Annotated in this window: 24 protein-coding genes; 7 read left to right on the forward strand and 17 right to left on the reverse strand. The window is 63.5% G+C overall.

The features are described 5' to 3' along the window. Positions 1–2: 2 nt before the first annotated feature. From QRN22_RS06460 to QRN22_RS06470, 3 genes are all read left to right on the forward strand, one after another. The gene (locus QRN22_RS06460) at positions 3–1151 is read left to right on the forward strand and encodes an FAD-dependent oxidoreductase (protein ID WP_042552491.1); all 1149 of its coding nucleotides are present in this window, start codon (positions 3–5) and stop codon (positions 1149–1151) included. A 170-nt stretch (positions 1152–1321) separates the two neighbouring features. Next, on the forward strand, positions 1322–1594 hold the full coding sequence (locus tag QRN22_RS06465) for an HU family DNA-binding protein (RefSeq protein WP_042552490.1): 273 nt from the start codon (positions 1322–1324) through the stop codon (positions 1592–1594). A 220-nt stretch (positions 1595–1814) separates the two neighbouring features. Continuing rightward, on the forward strand, positions 1815–2204 hold the full coding sequence (locus QRN22_RS06470) for a hypothetical protein (protein ID WP_042552489.1): 390 nt from the start codon (positions 1815–1817) through the stop codon (positions 2202–2204). Positions 2205–2256: 52 nt separating this feature from the next. Here the strand turns inward: QRN22_RS06470 and QRN22_RS06475 are convergent, their stop codons facing one another. The 6 genes from QRN22_RS06475 to exbB all read right to left on the reverse strand — a co-directional run bounded on the left by QRN22_RS06475 (position 2257) and on the right by exbB (position 8758). Then, positions 2257–3660 carry an aminoacyl-tRNA deacylase and HDOD domain-containing protein gene (locus QRN22_RS06475; RefSeq protein WP_042552488.1) on the reverse strand — a complete coding sequence of 468 codons (1404 nt, stop codon included), beginning with the start codon at positions 3658–3660 and terminating at the stop codon, positions 2257–2259. 95 nt (positions 3661–3755) lie between these two features. Further along, positions 3756–5831 carry an ATP-dependent DNA helicase RecG gene (recG, locus tag QRN22_RS06480; protein WP_042552487.1) on the reverse strand — a complete coding sequence of 692 codons (2076 nt, stop codon included), beginning with the start codon at positions 5829–5831 and terminating at the stop codon, positions 3756–3758. Positions 5832–5839: 8 nt separating this feature from the next. Further along, positions 5840–6763, reverse strand: a complete 924-nt coding sequence (locus QRN22_RS06485) for a hydrogen peroxide-inducible genes activator (protein ID WP_042552486.1) — start codon at positions 6761–6763, stop codon at positions 5840–5842. A gap of 138 nt (positions 6764–6901) precedes the next feature. Further along, positions 6902–7648 (reverse strand): energy transducer TonB, encoded by a 747-nt coding sequence (locus QRN22_RS06490; RefSeq protein ID WP_042552485.1) that lies wholly within the window; start codon positions 7646–7648, stop codon positions 6902–6904. After that, positions 7645–8073: a TonB system transport protein ExbD gene (gene exbD / locus QRN22_RS06495; protein ID WP_042552484.1), complete on the reverse strand. Its 429-nt coding sequence runs from the start codon at positions 8071–8073 to the stop codon at positions 7645–7647. The genes QRN22_RS06490 and exbD overlap by 4 nt, the downstream gene beginning before the upstream one ends. 4 nt (positions 8074–8077) lie before the next feature. Then, positions 8078–8758, reverse strand: a complete 681-nt coding sequence (gene exbB / locus QRN22_RS26560) for a tonB-system energizer ExbB (RefSeq protein ID WP_413694643.1) — start codon at positions 8756–8758, stop codon at positions 8078–8080. A gap of 627 nt (positions 8759–9385) precedes the next feature. On the opposite strand from exbB, the gene QRN22_RS06505 reads away from it, so the two are divergent. After that, positions 9386–10243: an SDR family oxidoreductase gene (locus QRN22_RS06505; RefSeq protein WP_042552482.1), complete on the forward strand. Its 858-nt coding sequence runs from the start codon at positions 9386–9388 to the stop codon at positions 10241–10243. Positions 10244–10284: 41 nt separating this feature from the next. On the opposite strand, the gene ridA is transcribed toward QRN22_RS06505, so the two are convergent. From ridA to QRN22_RS06530, 5 genes are all read right to left on the reverse strand, one after another. Beyond that, positions 10285–10665: a deaminase RidA gene (ridA, locus tag QRN22_RS06510; protein WP_042552481.1), complete on the reverse strand. Its 381-nt coding sequence runs from the start codon at positions 10663–10665 to the stop codon at positions 10285–10287. A 164-nt stretch (positions 10666–10829) separates the two neighbouring features. Beyond that, a complete protein-coding gene (gene spoT / locus QRN22_RS06515; RefSeq protein ID WP_042552480.1) occupies positions 10830–12938 on the reverse strand; it encodes a bifunctional GTP diphosphokinase/guanosine-3',5'-bis pyrophosphate 3'-pyrophosphohydrolase in 2109 nt (702 codons plus the stop codon). Between the two features lie 60 nt (positions 12939–12998). Then, a complete protein-coding gene (rpoZ, locus tag QRN22_RS06520) occupies positions 12999–13262 on the reverse strand; it encodes a DNA-directed RNA polymerase subunit omega (RefSeq protein WP_042552479.1) in 264 nt (87 codons plus the stop codon). Between the two features lie 192 nt (positions 13263–13454). Then, a complete protein-coding gene (gene gmk, locus QRN22_RS06525; RefSeq protein WP_042552478.1) occupies positions 13455–14072 on the reverse strand; it encodes a guanylate kinase in 618 nt (205 codons plus the stop codon). Between the two features lie 56 nt (positions 14073–14128). Further along, positions 14129–14992: a YicC/YloC family endoribonuclease gene (locus tag QRN22_RS06530; protein WP_042552477.1), complete on the reverse strand. Its 864-nt coding sequence runs from the start codon at positions 14990–14992 to the stop codon at positions 14129–14131. 187 nt (positions 14993–15179) lie between these two features. Here QRN22_RS06530 and rph point away from each other — a divergent pair, with 187 nt between their 5' ends. The 3 genes from rph (at position 15180) to QRN22_RS06545 (ending at position 17443) form a co-directional block, all read left to right on the forward strand. Then, the gene (rph, locus tag QRN22_RS06535) at positions 15180–15902 is read left to right on the forward strand and encodes a ribonuclease PH (protein WP_042552476.1); all 723 of its coding nucleotides are present in this window, start codon (positions 15180–15182) and stop codon (positions 15900–15902) included. Positions 15903–15928: 26 nt separating this feature from the next. Beyond that, positions 15929–16303, forward strand: coding sequence for a DUF4870 domain-containing protein (locus QRN22_RS06540; protein ID WP_042552475.1), 375 nt, complete (start codon positions 15929–15931; stop codon positions 16301–16303). A gap of 135 nt (positions 16304–16438) precedes the next feature. Continuing rightward, positions 16439–17443 (forward strand): hypothetical protein, encoded by a 1005-nt coding sequence (locus tag QRN22_RS06545; RefSeq protein WP_042552474.1) that lies wholly within the window; start codon positions 16439–16441, stop codon positions 17441–17443. A gap of 7 nt (positions 17444–17450) precedes the next feature. Here the strand turns inward: QRN22_RS06545 and QRN22_RS06550 are convergent, their stop codons facing one another. From QRN22_RS06550 to metX, 6 genes are all read right to left on the reverse strand, one after another. After that, entirely contained in the window at positions 17451–17774 is a 324-nt protein-coding gene (locus tag QRN22_RS06550; protein ID WP_042552473.1) for a DUF3392 domain-containing protein, read from the reverse strand. Positions 17775–17855: 81 nt separating this feature from the next. Continuing rightward, positions 17856–19004: a radical SAM family heme chaperone HemW gene (hemW, locus tag QRN22_RS06555; RefSeq protein ID WP_042552526.1), complete on the reverse strand. Its 1149-nt coding sequence runs from the start codon at positions 19002–19004 to the stop codon at positions 17856–17858. A gap of 59 nt (positions 19005–19063) precedes the next feature. Continuing rightward, positions 19064–19657, reverse strand: coding sequence for an RdgB/HAM1 family non-canonical purine NTP pyrophosphatase (gene rdgB, locus QRN22_RS06560; protein ID WP_042552472.1), 594 nt, complete (start codon positions 19655–19657; stop codon positions 19064–19066). Then, on the reverse strand, positions 19654–20052 hold the full coding sequence (locus QRN22_RS06565) for a DUF4426 domain-containing protein (protein WP_042552471.1): 399 nt from the start codon (positions 20050–20052) through the stop codon (positions 19654–19656). The genes rdgB and QRN22_RS06565 overlap by 4 nt, the downstream gene beginning before the upstream one ends. Positions 20053–20064: 12 nt before the next feature. Further along, entirely contained in the window at positions 20065–20685 is a 621-nt protein-coding gene (gene metW / locus QRN22_RS06570) for a methionine biosynthesis protein MetW (protein ID WP_042552470.1), read from the reverse strand. A gap of 2 nt (positions 20686–20687) precedes the next feature. Beyond that, positions 20688–21827 (reverse strand): homoserine O-succinyltransferase MetX, encoded by a 1140-nt coding sequence (metX, locus tag QRN22_RS06575; protein ID WP_042552469.1) that lies wholly within the window; start codon positions 21825–21827, stop codon positions 20688–20690. Positions 21828–21973 lie beyond the last annotated feature (146 nt).

Below are 21973 nucleotides of genomic sequence, written 5' to 3' on the forward strand. Positions count from 1 at the left end.
CAATGAGCGACCCCGTGGTAATCGTCGGCACCGGCCTGGCCGGCTACAACCTGGCACGTGAATTTCGCAAGCTGGACAGCGAAACGCCGCTGTTGCTGATCACTGCCGATGATGGTCGTTCTTACTCCAAGCCGATGCTGTCCACCGGCTTCGCCAAGAGCAAGGATGCCGATGGCCTGTGCATGGCCGAGCCCGGGGCGATGGCCGAACAGCTGGCTGCCCAGGTGTGGACCCACACGCGGGTTACCGGTATCGACCCGGGGCACAAACGCCTGTGGATCGGCGAGGAGGCGGTGCCATACCGTGATCTGGTGCTCGCCTGGGGCGCCGAGGTGCTGCGCGTGCCCATCGAGGGCGACGCCAGCGAGGAGCTGTTCACGGTCAACGACCTGCACGGTTACGGGCATTTTCGCCAGGCGGCGCAGGGCAAGCGCCGCGTGCTGATTCTGGGTGCCGGCCTGATCGGCTGCGAGTTCGCCAACGACCTGTCGCTCGGTGGCTACGAGGTCGATCTGGTTGCACCCTGCGAACAACTGATGCCGGCCCTGCTGCCTGCCGAAGCGGCCGCTGCCGTGCAGGCGGGGCTGGAGGCATTGGGCGTGCGCTTGCACCTGGGGCCAGTGGTCAGCCGGCTGCAACATGCGGGTGACGGGCTCGCGGCGCATCTGTCCGATGGCCGGTCGATCGCCTGTGATCTGGTGATCTCTGCGGTTGGTCTGCGCCCGCGCACCGATCTGGCTGCCGCTGCCGGCCTGGCCATCAACCGCGGCGTCATGGTCGACCGCCAACTGCGCACCTCCCACGCCAATATCTACGCACTCGGCGATTGTGCGGAGGTCGACGGTCTCAATCTGCTCTATGTGATGCCGCTGATGGCCTGCGCCCGTGCACTGGCGAAAACCCTCAGCGGTACGCCGGGAGACGTGACCTACGGGGCCATGCCGGTGACCGTGAAAACCCCTGCCTGCCCATTGGTCGTGTCGCCACCACCGCGTGGAAGCCATGGCAACTGGACGGTCGAGGGCAGCGGTGCGGATATACGGGCGCTATGCCACGACGCCTCTGGCGCCCTGCTGGGGTATGCGCTGACCGGCGCAGCGGTTCAGGAAAAACTGGCACTCAATCGTCAACTACCGGCCCTGCTGCCCTGAGCGTTCTGTCGCCTGCTCGACAAAATTGCCTGATTTAGCCTGAAACGGGGCTGGCGAAGCCCTCTGGAGCGTGCCATTCTCCCCATGCCTGCCGCAGTGTAGAGCTGTCGCGGCGCCTTGGCGCCGCATGGCACGGAACACAACAACAACAAACCGTAAATGAGGCATTTATGCGCAAACCCGAACTCGCCGCCGCTATCGCGGAAAAAGCCGATCTGACCAAGGATCAGGCCAATCGTGTACTCAACGCCGTTCTCGAAGAAATCACCGGTGCACTGAACCGCAAGGACAGTGTGACGCTGGTCGGCTTCGGTACGTTCGTACAGCGCCATCGCGGTGCTCGTACCGGCAAGAACCCGCAGACCGGGGAGCCGGTGAAGATCAAGGCCAGCAACACCGTCGCCTTCAAACCCGGCAAAGCTCTCAAGGACTCGGTCAACTGAGCCCTGGGGTCTGCTGACGTTTCAGCGCAATGCTGGCAATCACGGAATGTGTGAAAACTACTGCGCTCAGTCATGCGGGTGTTGAAAGCCGGCTGTTCCGAAATGTCAGCAGACCCTCGTCTGGAGCTGGCGCTAGCAATGTCCCCAGGCTAGCTGTCAGGCTTGCGGTAAGTCGCTACAATCGGCGGCCTCCGTTTTCTCCGCCCAAGCAGGCCATGCCATGAAATTCCGTTTTCTTCTCTGGATGCTGGGCCGTCTCATGGCCAAGGCAAGCCGTGACAATCCGGCATTCCGTCAGCAACTGGAGGGTCGCGATCTGGTGTTTCAGTTGCATACGCTCGATGGCAAAGTCGCTCGTCACTTCGTCGTCCGTGAACAGCGCGTCAGCAGCAAGCGCGGCATGGCCAGCGAGCCGGCCTTCGCCATCGGCTTCAAGGATTCACCTTTCGGCTTCGCCACCCTGACGGCGAAGAACAAGCAACTGGCCTTCATGCAGGGTATCCAGAACAAGGACATCCAGATTCAGGGCAATCCCGCTCTGGTGATCTGGTTTCAGGGTCTGACCAAATACCTGCGTCCCAAGCGCCCGGCCGACAAGAAAGCGGCCTGATCCAGCGGAAAACCTTCGCGGCCACGCGCAGCGCGAGTGGCCGCAGCCGCTATCAGTTCGGTGACCCGAACTGCGACGCGAGATCGCGTAGCGCGACCTCTGCGGCCAGCACCTTGCTCAGCGCTTCTTCCGCCTTGTCCCGGGTAATGCCCAGGTTGTCGAGCAGGCTCTGCGGGATTTCACGCTCCGGCCCGGTACCGATACCGTGGTTGCGCAACAGGCTGACCGCCAGATAGACCAGGTTCGGGTAGGTGGAGTGGTTGCCGCTGTAGCTCGAGTCGTGCTGAAAGCGCAGTGCCACCGCCAGCTCTTCGGGCATGTCCCAGTAACGCATCAGCCAGGAGCCGATCTGTTCGCGGCTGATGCCCAGCAGGTGCTGCTCGATATAGCTGTGTGGCAGGTGCTGGTTGACCTCCAGGTGGCGGCAGATCAGCGAGAAGTGCGGCGGGAACACGTGAGCCAGCACCAGATTGCCGAAGTTGTGCAGCAGCCCCGCCAGATAGGTCAGACCCGCTTCCGGGCGTTGGGCGCGCGGCATGGCGCGCGTCAGGCCTTCGATCACGGCGGCGGTGTAGATCGCCTGTTGCCAGTAGGGCGTGGTCTGCTGCGGTTGGTCCTTGGGCAGGCTGAGGGTCTTGCCCAGGGCCAGGCCCAGGGCCAGGTTGATCACCAGGTCGAAGCCCAGTACGCGAACGATGGCGTCTTCCACCGAGCGGATCTTGCCGGGGGCGGCGTAGTAGGGCGATGCGGCCCAGCTCACCACCTGCGCCGCCAGGGCCGGGTCGGTCTCGACCACGCCGGTGATATCGTCGACAGTGGCGTTGGGGTCGACCCGCAGCTTGATGATCTTCTGCGCGGTTTCCGCCAGCGGTGGAATCTCGATGGTCTCTTCCAGACGTTGCTGGATGCGCCGCGCGGTGAAGGCCTGTACGGCGTGGCTGATCTCGTTGCGATCATCGTCGGGGCGGGTCAGATTGAGCCGCACCTTGCTCACCGGCTCGCCGAAGCGCGCGGCACTGGCCTTGCCCAGCAGGCCCTTGAAGGATTCGGTATGGAGTTCCAGCAGCACGCCGGGCTCGCCCGACTGGATGTACAGGCTCGGCGCCTCGAGCAAGCGCTCGTCGTACAGGCAGGGCGAGCTGGTCAGTGCGGGGATTCCGGGCAGTATCACCAGGTCATGCTTGCCGAGCATGCGATCCAGGCGCTCGGGTTTGACCGCCGTGAGCTTGCGACCGGTCAGTTCGGCCAGGCGATTGAGGTCCAGCAACTGGTTCTGAGGGAACAGCACCAGCAGGGCGCCCACCGCATCCTCAAGCAGCACGGTCTGTACGCGCTGTGCGGCTGGCAGCCCAGGCTGCTCATTGCGCACCTGATAGCTCAGACCAAGCTTTTCCAGCAACTGGCGAATCACCAGAGGCGGTTGGGGGGAGAGGTCGGCGATGGCTACTTCAGTCATGACGTGTTCCGTCGTAAAGGGGGATGCAGCTCCCCAAGTATAACCAGCAAGCTGACAATGCGACCTCGCGAGTCGACGATCGTCCTGTGTAATGTTCAAACTTGCCCATATTGTTGACCATGCCGCATCCAGCGTTCCAGCAGCGGGCTGACATGCTGTGGCCAGTGCTCCAGCAGGGCCTGAGCCGCATCGCGAACCGCCGGCAGCAGGTCGGCATCACGCATCAGATCAGCTACCTTGAACTGCAGCAGGCCGGTTTGTCGAGTGCCGAGCATTTCTCCGGGGCCGCGCAGCTCGAGATCCTTCTCCGCAATGATGAAGCCATCACAGGTTTCGCGCATGATGCCCAGCCGCTCGCGACCGATCTGTGACAGCGGCGGATGGTAGAGCAGCACGCAATGGCTGGCCGCGCTGCCCCGGCCGACCCTTCCCCTTAACTGATGCAGTTGTGCCAGGCCAAGGCGCTCGGGATTCTCGATGATCATCAGGCTGGCATTGGGCACGTCGACGCCTACCTCGATCACCGTGGTGGCTACCAGCAACTGTAGTTGACCCTGTTTGAACTGATCCATCACCGCGGCTTTTTCGGCGGGCTTCATGCGCCCGTGGATCAAACCGACCTGCTGACCGACCAGCGCTGCAGCCAGGTCTTCGTAGGTGGTTTCCGCCGCCTGGCAGGTCAACTCCTCGGACTCTTCGATCAGCGTGCAGACCCAGTACGCCTGACGGCCTTCGTTGCAGGCCGAGCGCACCCGCTCGACCACCTCGAAGCGACGGCTGTCCGCCACCAGTACGGTGTTCACCGGTGTACGGCCCGGCGGCAGTTCGTCGAGAATCGAGGTGTCCAGATCCGCATAGGCGCTCATCGCCAGCGTGCGTGGGATGGGCGTCGCGGTCATGATCAGCTGATGCGGGCTGAGCCGGCCGCCAACGCCTTTCTGGCGCAGTGCCAGACGCTGCTGTACGCCGAAACGGTGCTGTTCGTCGATGATCGCCAGGGCCAGGTTGCGGAAGCGCACCTCTTCCTGGAACAGCGCGTGGGTGCCGACCACCATGGGGACACCGGCAGCGATCTGTTCCAGGGCGGTGGCGCGCGCCTTGCCCTTGAGCTTGCCGGCCAGCCAGGCGGTTTCCAGGCCCAGCGGCTGCAGCCAACGGCTGAAATTGAGGTAATGCTGCTCGGCGAGGATTTCCGTGGGCGCCATCAGCGCGACCTGATAGCCGGCTTCGATTGCCTGCAGTGCGGCGAAGGCCGCGACCACGGTCTTGCCGGCACCCACATCGCCCTGCACCAGGCGCAGCATCGGTTCGCCCTGGCTCAGGTCATAGGCGATTTCTGCGCCGACCCGCTGCTGCGCACCGGTGGGGGTGAAGCCGAGGTTGGCGAGGAATTTACCTGGCAGCTTCTGCGCGACCGGCAATGCAGGCGCGCGCTGCGCACGAGCGCTTTCTCGCAGGCGCTGCATCGACAGCTGGTGGGTCAGCAGTTCTTCGAAGGCCAGCCGATGCTGGGCCCAGTGCCGGCCTTCGGCGAGCTCCTCGAGGTCTGCATCCGGTGGCGGGCGATGCAGGTAGCGAATCGCCTGGTCCAGCGGCGCCAGCTGATAGTCGTCGGCCAGCTCGCGGGGCAGCCAGTCCGGCAGGCTGTGCGGGCCAAGGCGAACCAGAGCCTGTTCGCTGAGCTGGCGCAGGCGCTGTTGGGTCAGCCCTTCGGTGGTCGGATAGATCGGCGTCAGGGTTTGTTCCACGGCCGGCGGTTCGTCCCCGGAGAGCGCGCGGTACTCGGGATGGTAAATCTCCAGCCCGGACGAACCCGGGCGGATTTCACCGTAGCAGCGCACCTGGGTACCACGCTTGAGGCCTTCCTTCTGCGCATTGCTGAAATGGTAGAAGCGCAGACTGAGCGTGCCACTGCCGTCACTCAGGCGCACCAGCAGGCTGCGACGCCTGCCCATGACCACATCGGCCCCGGAAACGGTGCCCTCGACCACGGCATCCTGGCCAGGTCGCAGGGCACCGATAGGGACGATCCGGGTGCGATCCTGATAGCGCAGAGGCAGGTGGAAAAGGATGTCCTGCAGGGTTTCCAGGCCAACCTTGGCGAGTTTTTCCGCCAGGGCCGCACCAACGCCTTTGAGGTCGGTGACGGAAACCGTCGACAGCTCACTCATCGTTGCCCTCAGACGTTAAGCGGCAGGGGCTTGGCAACCGAGCACAGGCGGATGGAGTCGGCCAGCACTTCGATGGCCTTCGGCCGTGGGAAGCTGGCGCGCCAGGCGATGGCTACGGTGCGGAACGGCGCCGGCGGGCTGAGGGGGCGTACTTCGATCACGCCCGGGGCATAGTGGTGGCTGTCCACTGCCGAGAAAGGCAGGATGGAAACGCCGAGGCCCGAGGCGACCATATGACGGATGGTTTCCAGCGAGCTGGATTCCACCGTGGTGTGCCGGGCTTGTTCCTCGCCTTTGCGCAAGGTCGGGCAGGCCTCCAGCACCTGGTCGCGGAAACAATGGCCCTCGCCAAGCAGCAGCAGACTCTTGTCATTGAGCAGCTTGGTGTCGATGGTCTTCATTGCCGTCCACGGGTGATCGGCAGGCAGCAGGGCGTAGAAGGGCTCGTCGTACAGCGGCAGGGTCAGCACGTCGGCTTCCTGGAACGGCAGCGCGACGATGATCGCGTCCAGCTCGCCGGTGCGCAGTTTGTCGCGCAGCACGTGGGTGAAGTTTTCTTCGATGTACAGCGGCATCTGGGTGGCCACGCGATGCAGCTGTGGGATCAGATGAGGGAACAGATAGGGGCCGACCGTATAGATGGCGCCGATCTTCAGCGGTGCCGCCAACTGGTTCTTGCCAGCCTGGGCCAACTCGCGGATGCCCTGAGCCTGCTCCAGTACCTTCTGAGCCTGGGTGACGATGCCTTCGCCGACTGGCGTCAGGCGCACGGCGCTCTTGCTGCGTTCGAAGATCAGCACGCCCAGTTCGTCTTCGAGTTTCTTGACGCCGACCGACAGGGTGGGCTGGCTGACGTGACAGCGCTCCGCGGCTCGACCGAAATGTTGTTCCTGAGCGAGCGTCACGATGTAGCGCAGTTCAGTGAGGGTCATAGTCTTAGTCCATTGAGATGCAGCCAAGCATAGCCGCTGTCTTCCATGTAACCAACCACTGAGGTGTGTCTGCGGGGCGGATATTGCAGCTGGGGAGGGTATCCGCCCCGGCTTTTCGGCCAGGGGCGGATAACGGCATCAGCGGCCGCGGCCGCGCTCCAGGGAGTAGATGAATGGTGCGACGATTTCCACGCTGCCATCCTTGAGCAGTTCGGCTGGCGGTTTCGGCAGCGGTTGTGCACGGCGTATCATCTGCAGCGTGGCCCGGTCCAGGGACGCACTGCTGGATTTGCCGACCAGCGTGTACGACAGCACCATGCCATTGGCATCGACCACGAAACGCAAGCGGTTGACGCCCTCGAGACCGCGACGGCGCGCGTCTTCCGGGTAGCGCTTGTGCTTGGCCAGGTGGCCCAGCAGCTCACTCTGCCAGCTGACTTCAGCCTTGCTCGGCGAACTGATCGGCGCCTGCTGGGGGGCGGCCGGCTTGGCTTGCGCCGGTGCAGGAGGCGCAGGTGGGGCGTCTTCTGGCGGTTCGTCCTGAGGCTCCGGCGGCTTCGGCTCGGGTGGCTTGGGCTTCGGCGGCTTGGGTTTGGGCTTCGGCTTGGGCTTGGGTGGCGTCACCGCCAGCGTCGGCTTCGGCGCTTCGACCAGTTTCGGCTGAGGCTCGGGCTCCTCCGGAACGACTTCCGGTGGCGGTGGCGGTGCAGGCTTGGGCGCGGCCGGGGGCAGTGGCTCCAGTTCGACGATCATGGCTGCGGGGGGCAGTTCGATGGGCGTCGCCTGGGGTTGCCAGTACATGGCCCAGAGGAACAGGCCGATGTGCAGCCCAACCACGATGACCAGGCTAGCGAACCAGGAGAACGTGCGGCTGGATTTCTTCATTGCGAGCCGACCGTCTCCAGGCCTACCAGGCCGATCTTCAGATAACCGGTGCCACGCAGGGTGTCCATGACTTCCATCAGGTCGCCGTATTCGACGCCCTTGTCACCGCGTACGAAGATGGTCTTGTCCTTGTCATTCTGCGTCAGCTTGTCCAGCGCCGCGCCGAGCATGGCCGGCTGTACCTCGTCGTTGTCGAGGAACAGCTTCTTGTCGTCCTTGATGCTCAGGTAGATCGGCTTGTCCGGGCGCGGTGCCGGCTTGGCGCTGGATGCAGGCAGATCGATCTTCACGTCGACGGTAGCCAGTGGCGCGGCGACCATGAAGATGATCAGCAGCACCAGCATCACGTCGATGAAGGGCGTGACGTTGATCTCGTGGTTTTCCTGAAGATCGTCGCCGCCGTTTTCGTTGAGATGAAGACCCATGGCCTTAACCCGCCTTGACCATGTGAGGCTGTTGGGCGCGATCGCTGTTCGGCAGCATGTCCAGGTCACGGCTGACCAGCAGCAGCACCTGAGCGGATGCATCGGCGACCTGCGCCTTGTAGGCACTGATCGAGCGCGAGAAGGCGTTGTAGATGATCACCGCAGGAATCGCGGCAACCAGGCCCAGTGCGGTGGCCAGCAGTGCTTCGGCGATGCCTGGAGCGACGACGGCCAGGTTGGTGGTCTGGGTTTTGGCGATGCCGATGAAGCTGTTCATGATGCCCCAGACGGTACCGAACAGGCCGACGAAGGGGGCGGTGGAACCGATGGTGGCGAGCACCCCGGTGCCTTTGCTCATGTCGCGACCGCAGGCGCCGACCAGGCGCTCGAGGCGGAAACTGACGCGTTCCTTGATGCCTTCCTTCTCGCGGCTGGTAGCCGAGAGTTTCAGCTCTTCGCGGGCGTCTTCGATGAGGATTTCGCTGAAGCTGTGCTTGGCGCGAGCCTGGTCGCTGGCCTGAGCCAGGTTGCGGGCGCCTTTCAGCTCGATGATTTCACGACGCAGACGGCGACGTGCGGTCACCAGTTCGATGGTCTTGGCGATCCAGATGGTCCAGGTCAGGATGGATGCCAGCACCAAACCGATCATCACGCTTTTGACCACGACGTCGGCGCCCTGATACATGCCCCATGGGGACAGATCGTGGAAGACCGCTTCTGCTTCGGCGGCGGAGCCATTTTCGATGTCCAGATTATCGGCCGCTGCAGCCAGATCCAGCATGTTCTGCAGGATTTCTGGTGGCACGCCATTCTCGATCATGAACTGTTCGCGCACTTCCCTGATCTGTTGTGGAGTGGCATCGGGGCCGAGGGCGTCGATCCGCTTCTCCAGCTCTTCGGAGGCCAGGCGGGGATCCAGAGCAGGTGCTGCTGGTGCCGCGTCCGTTTGTGCTGGTATCTGAGCATTCGCGTCAGGTGCCTGCTGCGCACCGGCAGCGGGCTCGGCAGGCGCAGTCACCGACTGATCGGCGAAGCTCGCGGTCGGAGCCAGCGTCAGGCTGAGCAGCAGGGCGAGGAGCGCGCCGAGGCGTTGCGGCCGAGCGGCGACAGTGGTTGGCTTAGCGCTATGGGCGGTAGAGTTCATGCTTGCCGGACCTAAGTGTGATGACGGTGACCTGCGCGGGCGAAACCCTGCGCGGCAAAAAAGGCTGAACATTATTGCAAGTAATTCTTGTTTATGAAAGCGTTAATGTAACTATATTACATTCAGGTCGTCGTGATAGAGCGTTCGCCGGGCTGAGAGAGGGCAATGATGAGCAGAGTTGCAAGCGTGATGATCGCCGGGTGCGGGGATGTGGGGGGGCGTCTTGCAGTGCGTCTGCATGGCGCTGGCTGGCAGGTTTTCGGCATGCGCCGAACGGTGTCCGAGTTGCCCGAAGGCATTCTGCCGGTCGCAGGTGATCTGCACGAGCCTGGTTGCCCCGAGCAATGGCCGCAGGGTGAACTGGATTATCTGGTATACAGCGCGGCGGCCACTGAGCACGACGAGCCCGGCTACCGTCGGGCCTACGTCGATGGCCTGCGTCACGTACTGAGTTGGCTGCAGTCGCGAGGACAGCGTCCGAAGCGCCTGTTGTTCGTGTCCAGCAGCGGCGTGTACGCCCAGGCGGATGGCGAATGGATAGACGAGACCTCGCCTGCCCAGGCGCAGAGCTACTCGGGCCGGGTGATCCGCGAGGCGGAGCAGGTGGCGTGGGGGGCTGAGGTGCCAGCCACCGTGGTGCGGCTGACCGGCATATACGGTCCGGGCCGTGAGTGGCTGCTCAAGCAGGTGCGCATGGGGTATCGGGTGTCGGTGGAGCCGCCGCTCTATGGCAACCGCATCCATGCCGATGACGCAGCCGGGTTGCTGGCCTTTCTGCTTCAGGCGGACTGGGCAGGCAAGCCACTGGATGACTGTTATATCGGTGTGGATGACGAGCCTGCGCCGTTGCACGAGGTGGTGGGCTGGCTACGGCAGCAACTCGGTGTCGAGCATTGGGCGCAAGAGTCGACCGTGCGCCGCTCCGGCAGCAAACGCTGCAGCAATGCCCGGGCTCGGGCGCTGGGCTGGTCGCCACAATATCCCAGCTATCGAGAGGGGTATGGCGCGGTGTTGCGTGAACGATAAGGCGTGTCGCCCGGAGCCTGGGCTCCGGGCGTGGGCGCTGGTCAGTCGATGACCAGAATGCCGTCCATCTCGACCTGCGCGCCCTTCGGCAGGGCGGCCACGCCAATGGCGGCGCGGGCCGGGTAGGGCTGCTGGAAGTAGCGGCCCATCACTTCGTTGACGGTGGCGAAGTGGGAAAGGTCGGTGAGGAAGATGTTCAGCTTGACCACATCCTTGAACGAGCCACCGGCGGCTTCGATGACCGACTTGAGGTTCTCGAATACCTGCACGGTCTGTGCCTCGAAGCCTTCCACCAGTTCCATCGTCTTCGGGTCCAGGGGAATTTGCCCGGACAGGTAAACGGTATTGCCGGCCTTGATAGCCTGGGAGTAGGTGCCGATGGCGGCCGGAGCCTTGTCGCTGCTGATGACGCTCTTGCTCATGGAAAACTCCTAGGTAAGGGCAGCTTCAAGCGACAGGGCTCAAGCTGCAGGAAGAACCCAGGCAGGCTACAGGCTGGCGTTGCCCACCTCAAGCCGAGTCAAGGCGATGAGGCTTTCGTTGGATGTTGCCGGGGATCGCTGCGTGCCGCCGGCTGGGGAGAGGGTCATGCCTTCATGCGCGTGATGCGCATGACGCCGGGCAGGGTGCGCAGCTTCTTGATCACCCGCGCCAGGTGGACGCGGTCGTGCACGCTGACCACCAGTTGGACCACGCTAACGCGGCCGTCGCGTTCGTCCATGCTGATCTTTTCGATGTTGCCGTCAGCCGCGTTGACACTGCCGGCCAGCAGCGCGATGAGGCCGCGCTGGTGCTCCAGTTCGACACGCAGCTCGACGTTGAACTCGCCCGTGACGTCCTTGGCCCAGGACAACTGGATGCATTTTTCCGGGTTGTGGCGCACTTCGCTGATGTTCCGGCAGGTGTCCATGTGCACCACCATGCCCTTGCCGGCCGAGAGGTGCCCGACGATCGGGTCGCCCGGAATCGGCGTGCAGCACTTGGCATAGCTGAGCACCAGGCCCTCGGTGCCGCGAATGGCCAGTGGGCTCTCGGCGTTGGGCAGTTCCTCGCCTTCGCTGGCCAGCAGTCGACGAGCGACCACGTAGGCCATGCGGTTGCCCAGGCCGATATCCTCGAGCAGGTCTTCGAAGGTCTCCAGGCGGTATTCGTTGAGAACCGCCTGCTGGCGCTCGGGCTGCAGCTTGTCCAGGTGGCTTTCGAAGCTGGCCAGCACCTTGTTGAGCAGGCGCTCGCCGAGGTTGATCGACTCGGAGCGGCGCTGTTGCTTGAGGGCGTGGCGAATGTGAGTGCGCGCCTTGCCGGTGACCACGAAGTTCAGCCAGGCCGGGTTGGGGCGTGCGCCCGGCGCGCTGACGATTTCCACCGTGGAGCCGCTTTCCAGAGCCTGGGAAAGCGGTGCCAGGCGGCGGTTGATGCGGCAGGCGATGCAGGTGTTGCCGACATCGGTGTGCACCGCATAGGCGAAGTCCACCGCCGTGGAGCCTTTGGGTAGCTCCATGATGCGGCCCTTGGGCGTGAACACGTAGACCTCGTCCGGGAACAGGTCGATCTTCACGCTCTCGATGAATTCCAGCGAGTTGCCGGCGCGTTGCTGCATCTCCAGCACGCCCTTGACCCACTGGCGCGCGCGGGCGTGGTTGCCCTTCGGCGTTTCATCTTCGTTGGATTTGTACAGCCAGTGCGCGGCGATGCCGTTGTTGGCCATCTCTTCCATTTCGCGGGTGCGAATCTGGATCTCGATGGGCACGCCGTGCATGCCGAACAGGGTGGTGTGCAGCGACTGGTAGCCGTTGGCCTTGGGGATCGCGATGTAGTCCTTGAAGCGGCCCGGCAGCGGCTTGTAGAGATTGTGCACGGCGCCCAGTACGCGATAGCAGGTGTCGACCTTGTCGACCACGATGCGGAAGGCGTAGACGTCCATGATCTCGTTGAAGGCGCGGCGTTTGCCACGCATCTTCTGGTAGATGCTGTACAGGTGCTTCTCGCGGCCCATCACCTCGCCCGTCATGCCCTCGCGTTCAAGGCAGTGCAGCAGCGATTCCTCGATACGGGTGACGATTTCCTTGCGATTGCCACGGGCCCGGCGCACGGCCGCACGAATGCGCTCGGAGCGCATCGGGTGCATGGCCTTGAAGCCAAGATCCTCGAATTCCACGCGCATGCTGTGCATGCCCAGTCGATTGGCGATGGGGGCGTAGATTTCCAGGGTTTCCTTGGCGATGCGTCGGCGTTTTTCGCCGGACAGCACTTCCAGGGTGCGCATGTTATGCAGGCGGTCGGCCAGCTTGACCAGGATCACGCGGATGTCGCGCGCCATGGCCATGGCCATCTTCTGGAAGTTTTCGGCCTGGGCCTCGGCCTTGGTCTCGAAATTCATCTGGGTCAGCTTGCTGACGCCGTCCACCAGCTCTGCCACCGATTCGCCGAACTGCGCGTGCAGGGCTTCCTTGGCGATCCCGGTATCCTCGATCACGTCGTGCAGCATGGCGGCCATCAGGCTCTGATGATCCATATGCATGTCGGCGAGGATGCTGGCCACGGCCAGCGGATGGGTGACGTAGGCTTCGCCGCTGCGGCGGCGCTGCCCATCGTGCGCCTGTTCGGCGTAGAAGTAGGCGCGACGAACCAGATTGACCTGTTCGTCACCCAGGTAGGTCGAAAGTCGATCGGCGAGGGCGTCTATGCTCGGCATGGGAGGCTCCCTTGCCAGGCCTTGTGCACCTGCGACGTACGCTTTCGACCGGGCATAGGCTTACAGAGGCTCGTTCGCCTCTTCCTCGAAGGCAGCGAACAGCGGCTCTTCTTCGATGATGTCTTCCTGCGCGACAATGTCGGCGTCTACCAGGCCACTGGCGATTTCACGCAGAGCGACCACGGTCGGCTTGTCGTTTTCCCATGCCACCTTGGGCTCTTTGCCGCCGGTAGCGATCTGACGAGCACGCTTGGTGGCGAGCATGACCAGCTCGAAGCGGTTATCGACGTTGTCCAGGCAATCTTCAACGGTAACGCGGGCCATGGTGTTCCTCGTAGCGAATGCAAAAAATAAGCTGGGCCCAAATGGGCGAGCGGACTGGATAGTCTAGAAAAACGCCAGCATTAAGGGAAGAGAAAGTCGCTGGAAGGCACAAGTTCGCAACGCAGGGCGCGATTTTCGGTGCTCGAGCGACCTCTGCAGGGCCGCACTGGTGTGAGTCGGCCCCGTTTCACCTCACGCCAGCAGTTCGTTGAGCAATCCCAGGTGGCGCTGCTGCTGGGCCGGTTGCAACAACTGATTGGCCCGGAAGATCGCCTTCAGGTCGCTCAGTGCGTGGGAGAAATCATCGTTGATCACGATGTAGTCGTACTCGACGTAGTGACTCATTTCGCTGACCGCTTCGCGCATGCGCTGTTCGATCACTTCACCGCTGTCCTGGCCGCGGCTGGTCAGGCGGTGGCGCAGCGCTTCGAGGGTCGGCGGCAGGATGAAGATCGACTTCGCCTGCGGCATCAGGCGGCGTACCTGTTGAGCGCCTTGCCAGTCGATCTCCAGAATCAGATCGATGCCCTCGGCCAGGGTCTTCTCCAGCGCGCGCTGCGAGGTGCCGTAGTAGTTGCCGAACACCTGGGCGTGCTCGAGGAACTCGCTCTGTTCGAGCATGGCGGTGAATCGCGCGTGATCCACGAAGTGATAGTGCACGCCGTCACTCTCACCCGGGCGCATGGCGCGGGTGGTGTGCGATACCGACACGCGAACATGGGGTTCGCTTTCGATCAGCGCCTTGACGAGGCTGCTTTTGCCAGCGCCCGAGGGGGCGGAAATAATGTAGAGCGTGCCGGTGGTGCTCATGGATCTGTCCTGAAACGGTGAGGTCGGGAGGTCGCGCAGCGGAGGCCGGGCGTCGATTATTCGATGTTCTGAACCTGTTCGCGCATCTGCTCGATCAATACCTTGAGGTTGACCGCTGCCTGCGTGCTGCGTGGGTCGAAGGCCTTGGAACCCAGGGTGTTGGCTTCGCGGTTGAGCTCCTGCATCAGGAAGTCCAGGCGTCGGCCTGCCGCACCGCCCGCCTTGAGCACGCGACGCACTTCGCTGACGTGGGTGCTCAGGCGATCCAGCTCTTCGGCCACGTCGCTCTTCTGCGCGAGCATCACCAGTTCCTGTTCGAGGCGCTGCGGGTCGAGGTCGGCCTGCATCTCGCGGCAGCGTTCGAGAATCTTCTGGCGCTGCACATCGAGCATCTGCGGCACCAGCTCGCGCAGGGCGGCCACTTCACCAAGCATGCTGTCGAGGCGTTCGTTGAGCAGCTTGGCGAGCTCGGCGCCTTCACGGCTGCGGCCTTTCTTCAGTTCATCGAGGGCGCTGGCGAAGAGTTTCAGGGCAGCGCTGTTGAGGGCCTGAGGGTCGCTGCCGTCGGCTACCAGAACGCCTGGCCAGCTGAGGACTTCCAGTGGGTTGAGCGGGGCCGGCTGCTTGATCAGTGCTGCCACGCTTTCTGCGGCGGCGATCAGTTGCGTGGCCTTGTCGCGGTCGACCTGCAGCGGTTTGCCGGCGCTGTCTTCGGTGAAGCGCAGGGTGCACTCCACCTTGCCGCGCGACAGGCCCTGGCGCAGCGCTTCGCGTACCGCGCCTTCGAGGTCGCGAAAGGCTTCCGGCAGGCGAAGATGGGGCTCGAGGTAGCGGTGGTTGACCGAGCGCAGCTCCCAGCTCAGGGTGCCGTTGGCACCTGCCTGCTCGGTGCGGGCGAAGGCCGTCATGCTGTGGATCATGCTGCTTACCTCGTGAAGTTCTGCCGGTTTGGCGTTGGCCAAAGGCGGCGATTGTAGCGCAGTGCGGCGACGGCTCCCAATCGTGACCGCGTCCGTCGGACAGGCGCGGTCGCGGCCAGGCGGCAACAGACCCTATAATGCGCGACAGATTTCCGATTCCATATAGAACGCGAGCAGGTATTCCTTGATGAAACGTCCCAGTGGCCGCGCGGCCGATCAGTTGCGCTCGATTCGCATCACCCGCAACTACACCAAGCACGCCGAAGGTTCGGTGCTGGTGGAGTTCGGCGATACCAAGGTGATTTGCACCGTCAGCGTCGAGCAGGGCGTACCGCGCTTCCTCAAGGGCCAGGGCCAGGGCTGGGTGACCGCCGAGTACGGCATGCTGCCGCGTGCTACCGGTGACCGCAATCAGCGTGAGGCCAGCAAGGGCAAGCAGGGCGGCCGTACCCTGGAAATCCAGCGCCTGATCGGCCGCTCGCTGCGTGCCGCGCTGGACATGAGCAAGCTCGGTGAAAACACCCTGTACGTCGATTGCGACGTGATCCAGGCCGATGGTGGTACCCGTACCGCCTCGATCACCGGCGCCATGGTCGCGCTGGTCGATGCGCTCAAGGTGATGAAGAAGCGTGGCGGCCTGAAAGGCGGCGACCCGCTCAAGCAGATGATCGCGGCGGTTTCCGTAGGCATCTATCAGGGTGAGCCGGTGCTCGATCTGGATTACCTGGAAGACTCCGCAGCCGAAACCGATCTGAATGTCGTGATGACCAGTACCGGCGGCTTCATCGAAGTTCAGGGCACCGCTGAAGGTGCGCCTTTCCAGCCTGCCGAGCTGAATGCCATGCTGGCCCTGGCGCAGCAAGGCATGACCGACCTGTTCGCCCTGCAGCAGGCCGCCCTGGCCGAGTGACCGGTCGCTGACCGAGGAGAACCACGATGGATGACAGCAACCTGTTGACGCCCGCCCCCGAGCCCAGCAAGGAAGCGCGCCAGTGGGCGATGATCTGCCACTTCGCCGCGGCCCTCGGTTTCATCTTTCCCTTCGGCAACCTGATCGGCCCGCTGATCGTCTGGCAGATCAAGAAGGATCAGGATGCCTTCATCGACGAGCAGGGCAAGGAAGCGCTGAACTTTCAGATCACCGTGGCCATCGCTGGCATCGTCTGCCTGCTGCTGATGCTGGTGCTGATCGGCTTCCTGCTGATGGGGCTGCTGTGCATCGGTACCATCGTGCTGACCATCATTGCCGGTATCAAGGCGGGAGAAGGGCGCGCCTATCGCTACCCGTTCTGCTTGCGGTTCGTGAAGTGAAGGTCGCCCCCTGATCGACGAAAAAGCCAGCTAACTGCTGGCTTTTTCGTTATGGCGCTGCAGGTATTGATTCAGGCGCGGGCGACTCTATAAGCTCTGCGGCGATACTGGCGTTTGGCGCTCACAAGGACACCGATGATCCCGATTAATCCGCTGGCCATGATGCTCGGCTCGTTGTTCCTGCTGGTTTCCGTTCTGTGCCTGTGCGGGCTGCTGGTATTGCTGGTGGCCTTTCTGTTGCGCCGCTCCAGACGCTTCATCGCGAAGCGCCGCTGGTGGTTCGGTTTATTGGCGGTATTCCTGGCCGCTGGCAGTCTCCCCACCATGCAATTCATCAGGTGGCAGCTCGATCATTGGCTCGAACGGCGTGCCCTCAGCCCTCGCCTGGAGACCAGTCAGGTGCTCGGCGATCTGACGCTACCCGCGGGTACGCGGGTGTGGATGGAACGTCTGGAGCCCATGCAGGACTTGAGTGGCAAGCCACTGGCTTATGGCTTGCAAAGCGTCAAGCGCGTCGAGTTCGATCGCGAGCCTGGCCTGGTACTTGGCATGCGCGTGCAGAGCCTCGATCTTGACGCGGGTCGAGGCCTGGCCGAGTTGAAGTTGCTGGACGCCGCCAGGCTGCAGGGCTGGAACTGCTCGCCAGAGGCAGCCGTCAGTTTCACTTATCCGTTCGGTGCGCCATTCGTGCTTGCCGACTGGCATCTGGAGGCCTGCACCCTGGTGCCCGGCAGCGAGGTGGCTGGGGTCGCCTGGCCCGGGCAGGTGAGCGTGCACGCCGTCGAGAGAGGCCGCTGGCTGGTGGAGGCAGGCAGCACGCCCGCGCGTTTTCAGGGGTTGGAGATCCGCGCAGTGAATCTATGGCTGGATGGCCCGCAAGGCGACCTCCAGGATTGGCAGGGTGAGCTGGCGGCGGCGCTGGAGTTTGGGGTCATGCAGTACCCGGCTGGAACCCGCGTTCGTCAGTATCAGGGCAATCTGCTCTTCAGCCCGATTGCCGATGTCCCTGCGCAGGATCGCCGCAGCGGCAAGCCCGTGGAGCCCGACCTGTCCGTGGCGCAAGACGCCGCAGGTGAAGTGCTGGGGATCTATCCGAACAAGGATGTGGGTGTGATCGACTGGTTCAAGTTGGTGCCCTGAGGCCCATTCAGCTGCGATCCGCCAGCACGCCGATCAGAAACATCACCACCAGCAGGACAGGCGCCAGGGTGTAGTTGTTGAAATGGCCAAGCACCTGGGTCAGCAGCGGCGTCAGGTAAACCATCGCCAGGCCGTAACCGACGACGCAGACCACGACGAAGATCAGCGTGCGCAGCACGAAGTTGAAGCTGCCGATACGGCCTTGTACCCAGGCGTTGATGGCTGGGCCGAACAGCACCAGCAAGGTGGCGATGAGCCCCAGGGAAATCTCGCTGAGGTGGCCACGACTCCAGCGTGACACGGTGGCGATCAAGTCCAGCAGAAAATCCATCGTTGCTCCTTGGGCACGTCGTGATTGATTCCTGCTGCCTGGGATCATCCGGCGCGCCTTTGGTTCTATGGCGGCCGTGATTCAGGGCAGGAAGTATTGCAGCAAGTCATTGAGAAACAGCTGGCCTTCGCGGGTCGCCGTCAGACGAGCGGGATCTTTTTGCAGCAGACCACGGCGCTCCGCCTGTTCGCGGGCGCTGGCCAGTTGCTGCAGCGGTAGGCCGGTTCGCTGGCTGAACAGCTCGGCGCTACAGCCATCGCTCAGGCGCAGCACGTTCATCAGAAACTCGAACGGCAGCTCGTCGGCGCTGAGGATGCGTTCGCCAGCGCTGTACTGCTTGGCGGGGTCGAGGTAGTCCTTGGGCAGGCGGGTTTTCCAGGTGCGGCTGATGCGGCCGTCTGGTGTGCTCAGCTTGCCGTGGGCGCCAGCGCCAATGCCGAGGAAGTCGCCGAATGTCCAGTAATTCAGGTTATGCCGGGCGGCACGGCCGGGCTGTGCATAGGCCGATACTTCATACTGGCCGTAACCCTGTTCGGCGAGCAGCGCTTGGCCAGCTTCCTGAATGTCCCAGAGGGTGTCGTCTTCCGGCAGCACCGGCGGCTGGTTCCAGAACACCGTGTTCGGCTCCACCGTGAGCTGATACCAGGACAAGTGAGTCGGTGCCTGGGCGATGGCGATGCGCAGGTCGCCCAGCGCGTCATCGAGGGACTGATCCGGCAAGCCGTGCATCAGATCCAGGTTGAAGTTATCGAAGCCGGCAGCGCGGGCCATGTCGGCGGCGCGAATCGCTTCATCGCCATCGTGGATTCGCCCCAGAGCCTTGAGCTTTTCTGCCTGGAAGCTCTGCACGCCGATCGACAGCCGATTGATACCCAGGCGCCGGTAGGCGGCGAACTTCTCCTGCTCGAAAGTACCCGGGTTGGCTTCCAGGGTGATTTCGATGTCGCTGGCGAACGGAATGCGCCGTTCCACGCCTTCCAGCAGGCGACCAAGAGCCTTGGCGGAAAACAGGCTGGGTGTGCCACCGCCGAAGAAGATCGACGTCAGCGGACGGCCGTGAGCGTGCTGCAGGTCGCTATCGAGATCGGCGAGCAGCGCGTCTACATAAGCCTCTTCCGGCAGATTCGGGCCGGCAGCGTGGGAGTTGAAGTCGCAATAGGGGCATTTGCGCACGCACCACGGGATATGGATATACAGCGACAGCGGCGGCAGCTCGAAGCGGCGAGCCACAAGCTGAGACGCCTGCGAGCTGGTTTCGCTTGCAGTTTGTGGCTTGTGGCTTGTGGCGTTCATAGGCCCAGGCGCTGCTTGAGCAGAGCCATGGCGATGGCACGGTGGCTGAGCTGGTTTTTGTCGACCGGCGACAGCTCGGCACTGGAGCACTGGTGCTCTTCGACCCAGAACAGCGGGTCATAGCCGAAACCATGTTCGCCACGGGCTTCATGCAGGATGCTGCCGTGCCACAGGCCTTCACAGAGAATCGGCAGCGGATCGTCGGCGTGGCGCACCAGGGCCAGGCAGCAGACGAACTGGGCGCCGCGCTCGGCATCCGGCACGTCCTTGAGCGCTGCCAGCAGCTTGGCGTTGTTGGCGGCATCGCCTTGGCCATCGGCGTAGCGGGCGGAGTAGATACCCGGCGCGCCGCCGAGGTAATCGACCGCCAGGCCCGAGTCATCGGCCAGAGCGGGCAGGCCGGACAGGCGCGAGGCATTGCGGGCCTTGAGGATGGCGTTCTCGACGAACGACAGGCCGGTTTCCTCCGGCTCTACCTGGCTGAACTCACCGACCGAGCGCAGGCGCACGCTGTCGCCGAGCATGGCTTGCAGTTCCTTGAGTTTGCCGGCGTTGTGGCTGGCTAGGACGAGTTCTGGGAAAGGCATCATGGCTCCGGAAAGAGTTCCTGGTTGAAGTCCAGGCGCTGGCCGTTCACCTGCAGGTTGAACAGCAACACCTCGCGCGAGGGGATGGGAAACTGCGCCAGGTACGAGACGAACTCACCCTCGCGCTGTTCGATGAAGGTTAGCGTGTGGCCGTGGCCAAGCACATTCTTCACTTCACCGCTGACCGTGGCCGGGCTGGATTTACCGGCGCGCAGCACGCTGATGTTCAGCACGCCCTGCTTGCCGCTGCGCACCAGGCCGCTGGCCTGGGCGATCTGCGGTTGCAGGTAGCTGGCGTTGAAGGCGCTGTAATGCACCTGCAGATCACCCAGGCGCTGCATTCGTTCGGCGGCACTTACCGGCAGGCTCAGGCATAAGGCAATCAGCAGGAGGCGCATGGGTTCGATTGCTCAGTTGGCGATGCGCACGTCACGGGCGTTGTGCCCGCTGATGCGGTAGATGCCGATCTCGCCCAGCAGGTTGGGCCATACGCGGCTGGCCAGACCATGCCGGTGTTCGTGGTCGACCGCCAGGCGATCGAGTACCCGGGCGCTCTGCTGGTGACACAGGCGCTCGAAGTCCTCGAAGGTGCAGAAGTGGATGTTCGGCGTGTTGTACCAGGTGTAGGGCAGGAAGTCCGACACCGGCATGCGGCCCTTGCTGGCCAGGTACCAGCGGCAGCGCCAGTGGCCGAAGTTGGGGAAGGTGATGATGCAGGTCTTGCCGACGCGCAGCATCTCCGCCAGTACCTTGTCGGGGAAATGCAGCGCTTGCAGCGACTGGGTCATGACCACCACGTCGAAGCTGTCGCTGGCGAAGTTGCCGAGGCCTTCGTCGAGGTTCTGCTCGATGACGTTGACGCCCTTGACGATGCACTGGGCGATCTTTTCCGGGTCGATTTCCAGGCCGTAGCCGCTGACCTGCTTGTTGGCGCTCAGCCAGGCGAGCAGCTCGCCATCGCCGCAGCCAAGGTCGAGGACGCGGCTACCGGCGGGAATCCATTCCTGGATGATCTCTAGGTCGGCTCGCATGCTTACACCTCGATCCGTTTCATGTAGCTGCCGAAGCCCTGCAGGTAGCGCGGAATCGGCATGAGGAAGGCATCGTGGCCCTGGGGCGCGTCGATTTCCAGGTAACAGACGTTCTTGCGGGCGGCCAGCAGGGCGTCGACGATTTCCCGCGAGCGCGCCGGCGAGAAACGCCAGTCGGTGGTGAACGAGATCACGCAGAAGTCGGCCTTGGCCTGACCGAGGGTTCTGGCCAGGTCGCCATCGTGCTCGGCCGCCGGGTCGAAGTAGTCCAGTGCCTTGGTCATCAGCAGATAGGTGTTGGCATCGAAACGCCCGGAGAACTCCTCGCCCTGGTAGCGCAGGTAGCTTTCGACCTGGAATTCCACGCTGTGGAAGTCGTAGTTAAGCTTCTCGTTCTTCAGGCCGCGACCGAATTTCTCGCCCATGGCGTCATCGGACAGATAGGTGATGTGACCGACCATGCGTGCCAGCATCAGGCCGCGTTTGGGGATCACCCCCTGATCCTGGAAGTGCCCACCGTGGAATTCCGGATCGGTGAGGATGGCCTGGCGAGCCACCTCGTTGAAGGCGATGTTCTGTGCCGAGAGCTTGGGTGCCGAGGCGATGGCCAGGCAATGGCGGACGCGGTCCGGGTAGCTGATCGTCCACTGCATGGCCTGCATGCCGCCCAGGCTGCCGCCGACCACGGCGGCCCACTGGCGGATGCCCAGCAGGTCGGCCAGGCGGGCCTGACTGTTGACCCAGTCTTCCACGGTCATCACCGGGAAGTCGGCGCCAAACGGTTTGCCGGTCGCCGGGTTGATGTCGGACGGGCCGGTCGAGCCGTTGCAGCCGCCCAGGTTGTTGAGGCTGACGACGAAGAAACGCTTGGTATCCAGCGGCTTGCCGGGGCCGATGCAGCTATCCCACCAGCCCGGTTTGCGGTCATCCACGCTGTGGTAGCCGGCGGCGTGGTGGTGGCCGGACAGCGCGTGGCAGATCAGCACGGCATTGCTGGCGCTGGCGTTCAGCTCGCCATAGGTTTCATAAGTCAGCTGGTAGTCGGCCAGGCTGCGCCCGCAGGCCAGGGCCAGGGGCTCGGCGAAATGGGCGATCTGCGGCGTGACCAGGCCAACGGAGTCTTGAGGAAAAACAGTCGGCATCGACCCTGCTCGGATAATAAAAGGTACGTAGGAAAGTGCAGCAGTCTAAAGAGCGCGCCTGTCAGCGGCAAGGAAAGCGCACACCGCGTTGCCCCTGTCCCGGCATCGCGGTGTACGGCGGTTGCTGTCGAACCCGGGCGGCGGCC

It is taken from the genome of Pseudomonas sp. MEJ086 (genome assembly GCF_030209025.1).
Lineage (GTDB): Bacteria > Pseudomonadota > Gammaproteobacteria > Pseudomonadales > Pseudomonadaceae > Aquipseudomonas > Aquipseudomonas fulva_A.

Bases quoted from the DNA above. Each gene is read 5' to 3' on its own strand.
- QRN22_RS06460 (WP_042552491.1), top strand. From the start codon at position 3: ATGAGCGACCCCGTGGTAATCGTCGGCACCGGCCTGGCCGGCTACAAC.
- QRN22_RS06465 (WP_042552490.1), top strand. From the start codon at position 1,322: ATGCGCAAACCCGAACTCGCCGCCGCTATCGCGGAAAAAGCCGATCTG.
- QRN22_RS06470 (WP_042552489.1), top strand. From the start codon at position 1,815: ATGAAATTCCGTTTTCTTCTCTGGATGCTGGGCCGTCTCATGGCCAAG.
- QRN22_RS06475 (WP_042552488.1), bottom strand. From the start codon at position 3,660: ATGACTGAAGTAGCCATCGCCGACCTCTCCCCCCAACCGCCTCTGGTG.
- recG (WP_042552487.1), bottom strand. From the start codon at position 5,831: ATGAGTGAGCTGTCGACGGTTTCCGTCACCGACCTCAAAGGCGTTGGT.
- QRN22_RS06485 (WP_042552486.1), bottom strand. From the start codon at position 6,763: ATGACCCTCACTGAACTGCGCTACATCGTGACGCTCGCTCAGGAACAA.
- QRN22_RS06490 (WP_042552485.1), bottom strand. From the start codon at position 7,648: ATGAAGAAATCCAGCCGCACGTTCTCCTGGTTCGCTAGCCTGGTCATC.
- exbD (WP_042552484.1), bottom strand. From the start codon at position 8,073: ATGGGTCTTCATCTCAACGAAAACGGCGGCGACGATCTTCAGGAAAAC.
- exbB (WP_413694643.1), bottom strand. From the start codon at position 8,758: ATGTATCAGGGCGCCGACGTCGTGGTCAAAAGCGTGATGATCGGTTTG.
- QRN22_RS06505 (WP_042552482.1), top strand. From the start codon at position 9,386: ATGAGCAGAGTTGCAAGCGTGATGATCGCCGGGTGCGGGGATGTGGGG.
- ridA (WP_042552481.1), bottom strand. From the start codon at position 10,665: ATGAGCAAGAGCGTCATCAGCAGCGACAAGGCTCCGGCCGCCATCGGC.
- spoT (WP_042552480.1), bottom strand. From the start codon at position 12,938: ATGCCGAGCATAGACGCCCTCGCCGATCGACTTTCGACCTACCTGGGT.
- rpoZ (WP_042552479.1), bottom strand. From the start codon at position 13,262: ATGGCCCGCGTTACCGTTGAAGATTGCCTGGACAACGTCGATAACCGC.
- gmk (WP_042552478.1), bottom strand. From the start codon at position 14,072: ATGAGCACCACCGGCACGCTCTACATTATTTCCGCCCCCTCGGGCGCT.
- QRN22_RS06530 (WP_042552477.1), bottom strand. From the start codon at position 14,992: ATGATCCACAGCATGACGGCCTTCGCCCGCACCGAGCAGGCAGGTGCC.
- rph (WP_042552476.1), top strand. From the start codon at position 15,180: ATGAAACGTCCCAGTGGCCGCGCGGCCGATCAGTTGCGCTCGATTCGC.
- QRN22_RS06540 (WP_042552475.1), top strand. From the start codon at position 15,929: ATGGATGACAGCAACCTGTTGACGCCCGCCCCCGAGCCCAGCAAGGAA.
- QRN22_RS06545 (WP_042552474.1), top strand. From the start codon at position 16,439: ATGATCCCGATTAATCCGCTGGCCATGATGCTCGGCTCGTTGTTCCTG.
- QRN22_RS06550 (WP_042552473.1), bottom strand. From the start codon at position 17,774: ATGGATTTTCTGCTGGACTTGATCGCCACCGTGTCACGCTGGAGTCGT.
- rdgB (WP_042552472.1), bottom strand. From the start codon at position 19,657: ATGATGCCTTTCCCAGAACTCGTCCTAGCCAGCCACAACGCCGGCAAA.
- QRN22_RS06565 (WP_042552471.1), bottom strand. From the start codon at position 20,052: ATGCGCCTCCTGCTGATTGCCTTATGCCTGAGCCTGCCGGTAAGTGCC.
- metW (WP_042552470.1), bottom strand. From the start codon at position 20,685: ATGCGAGCCGACCTAGAGATCATCCAGGAATGGATTCCCGCCGGTAGC.
- metX (WP_042552469.1), bottom strand. From the start codon at position 21,827: ATGCCGACTGTTTTTCCTCAAGACTCCGTTGGCCTGGTCACGCCGCAG.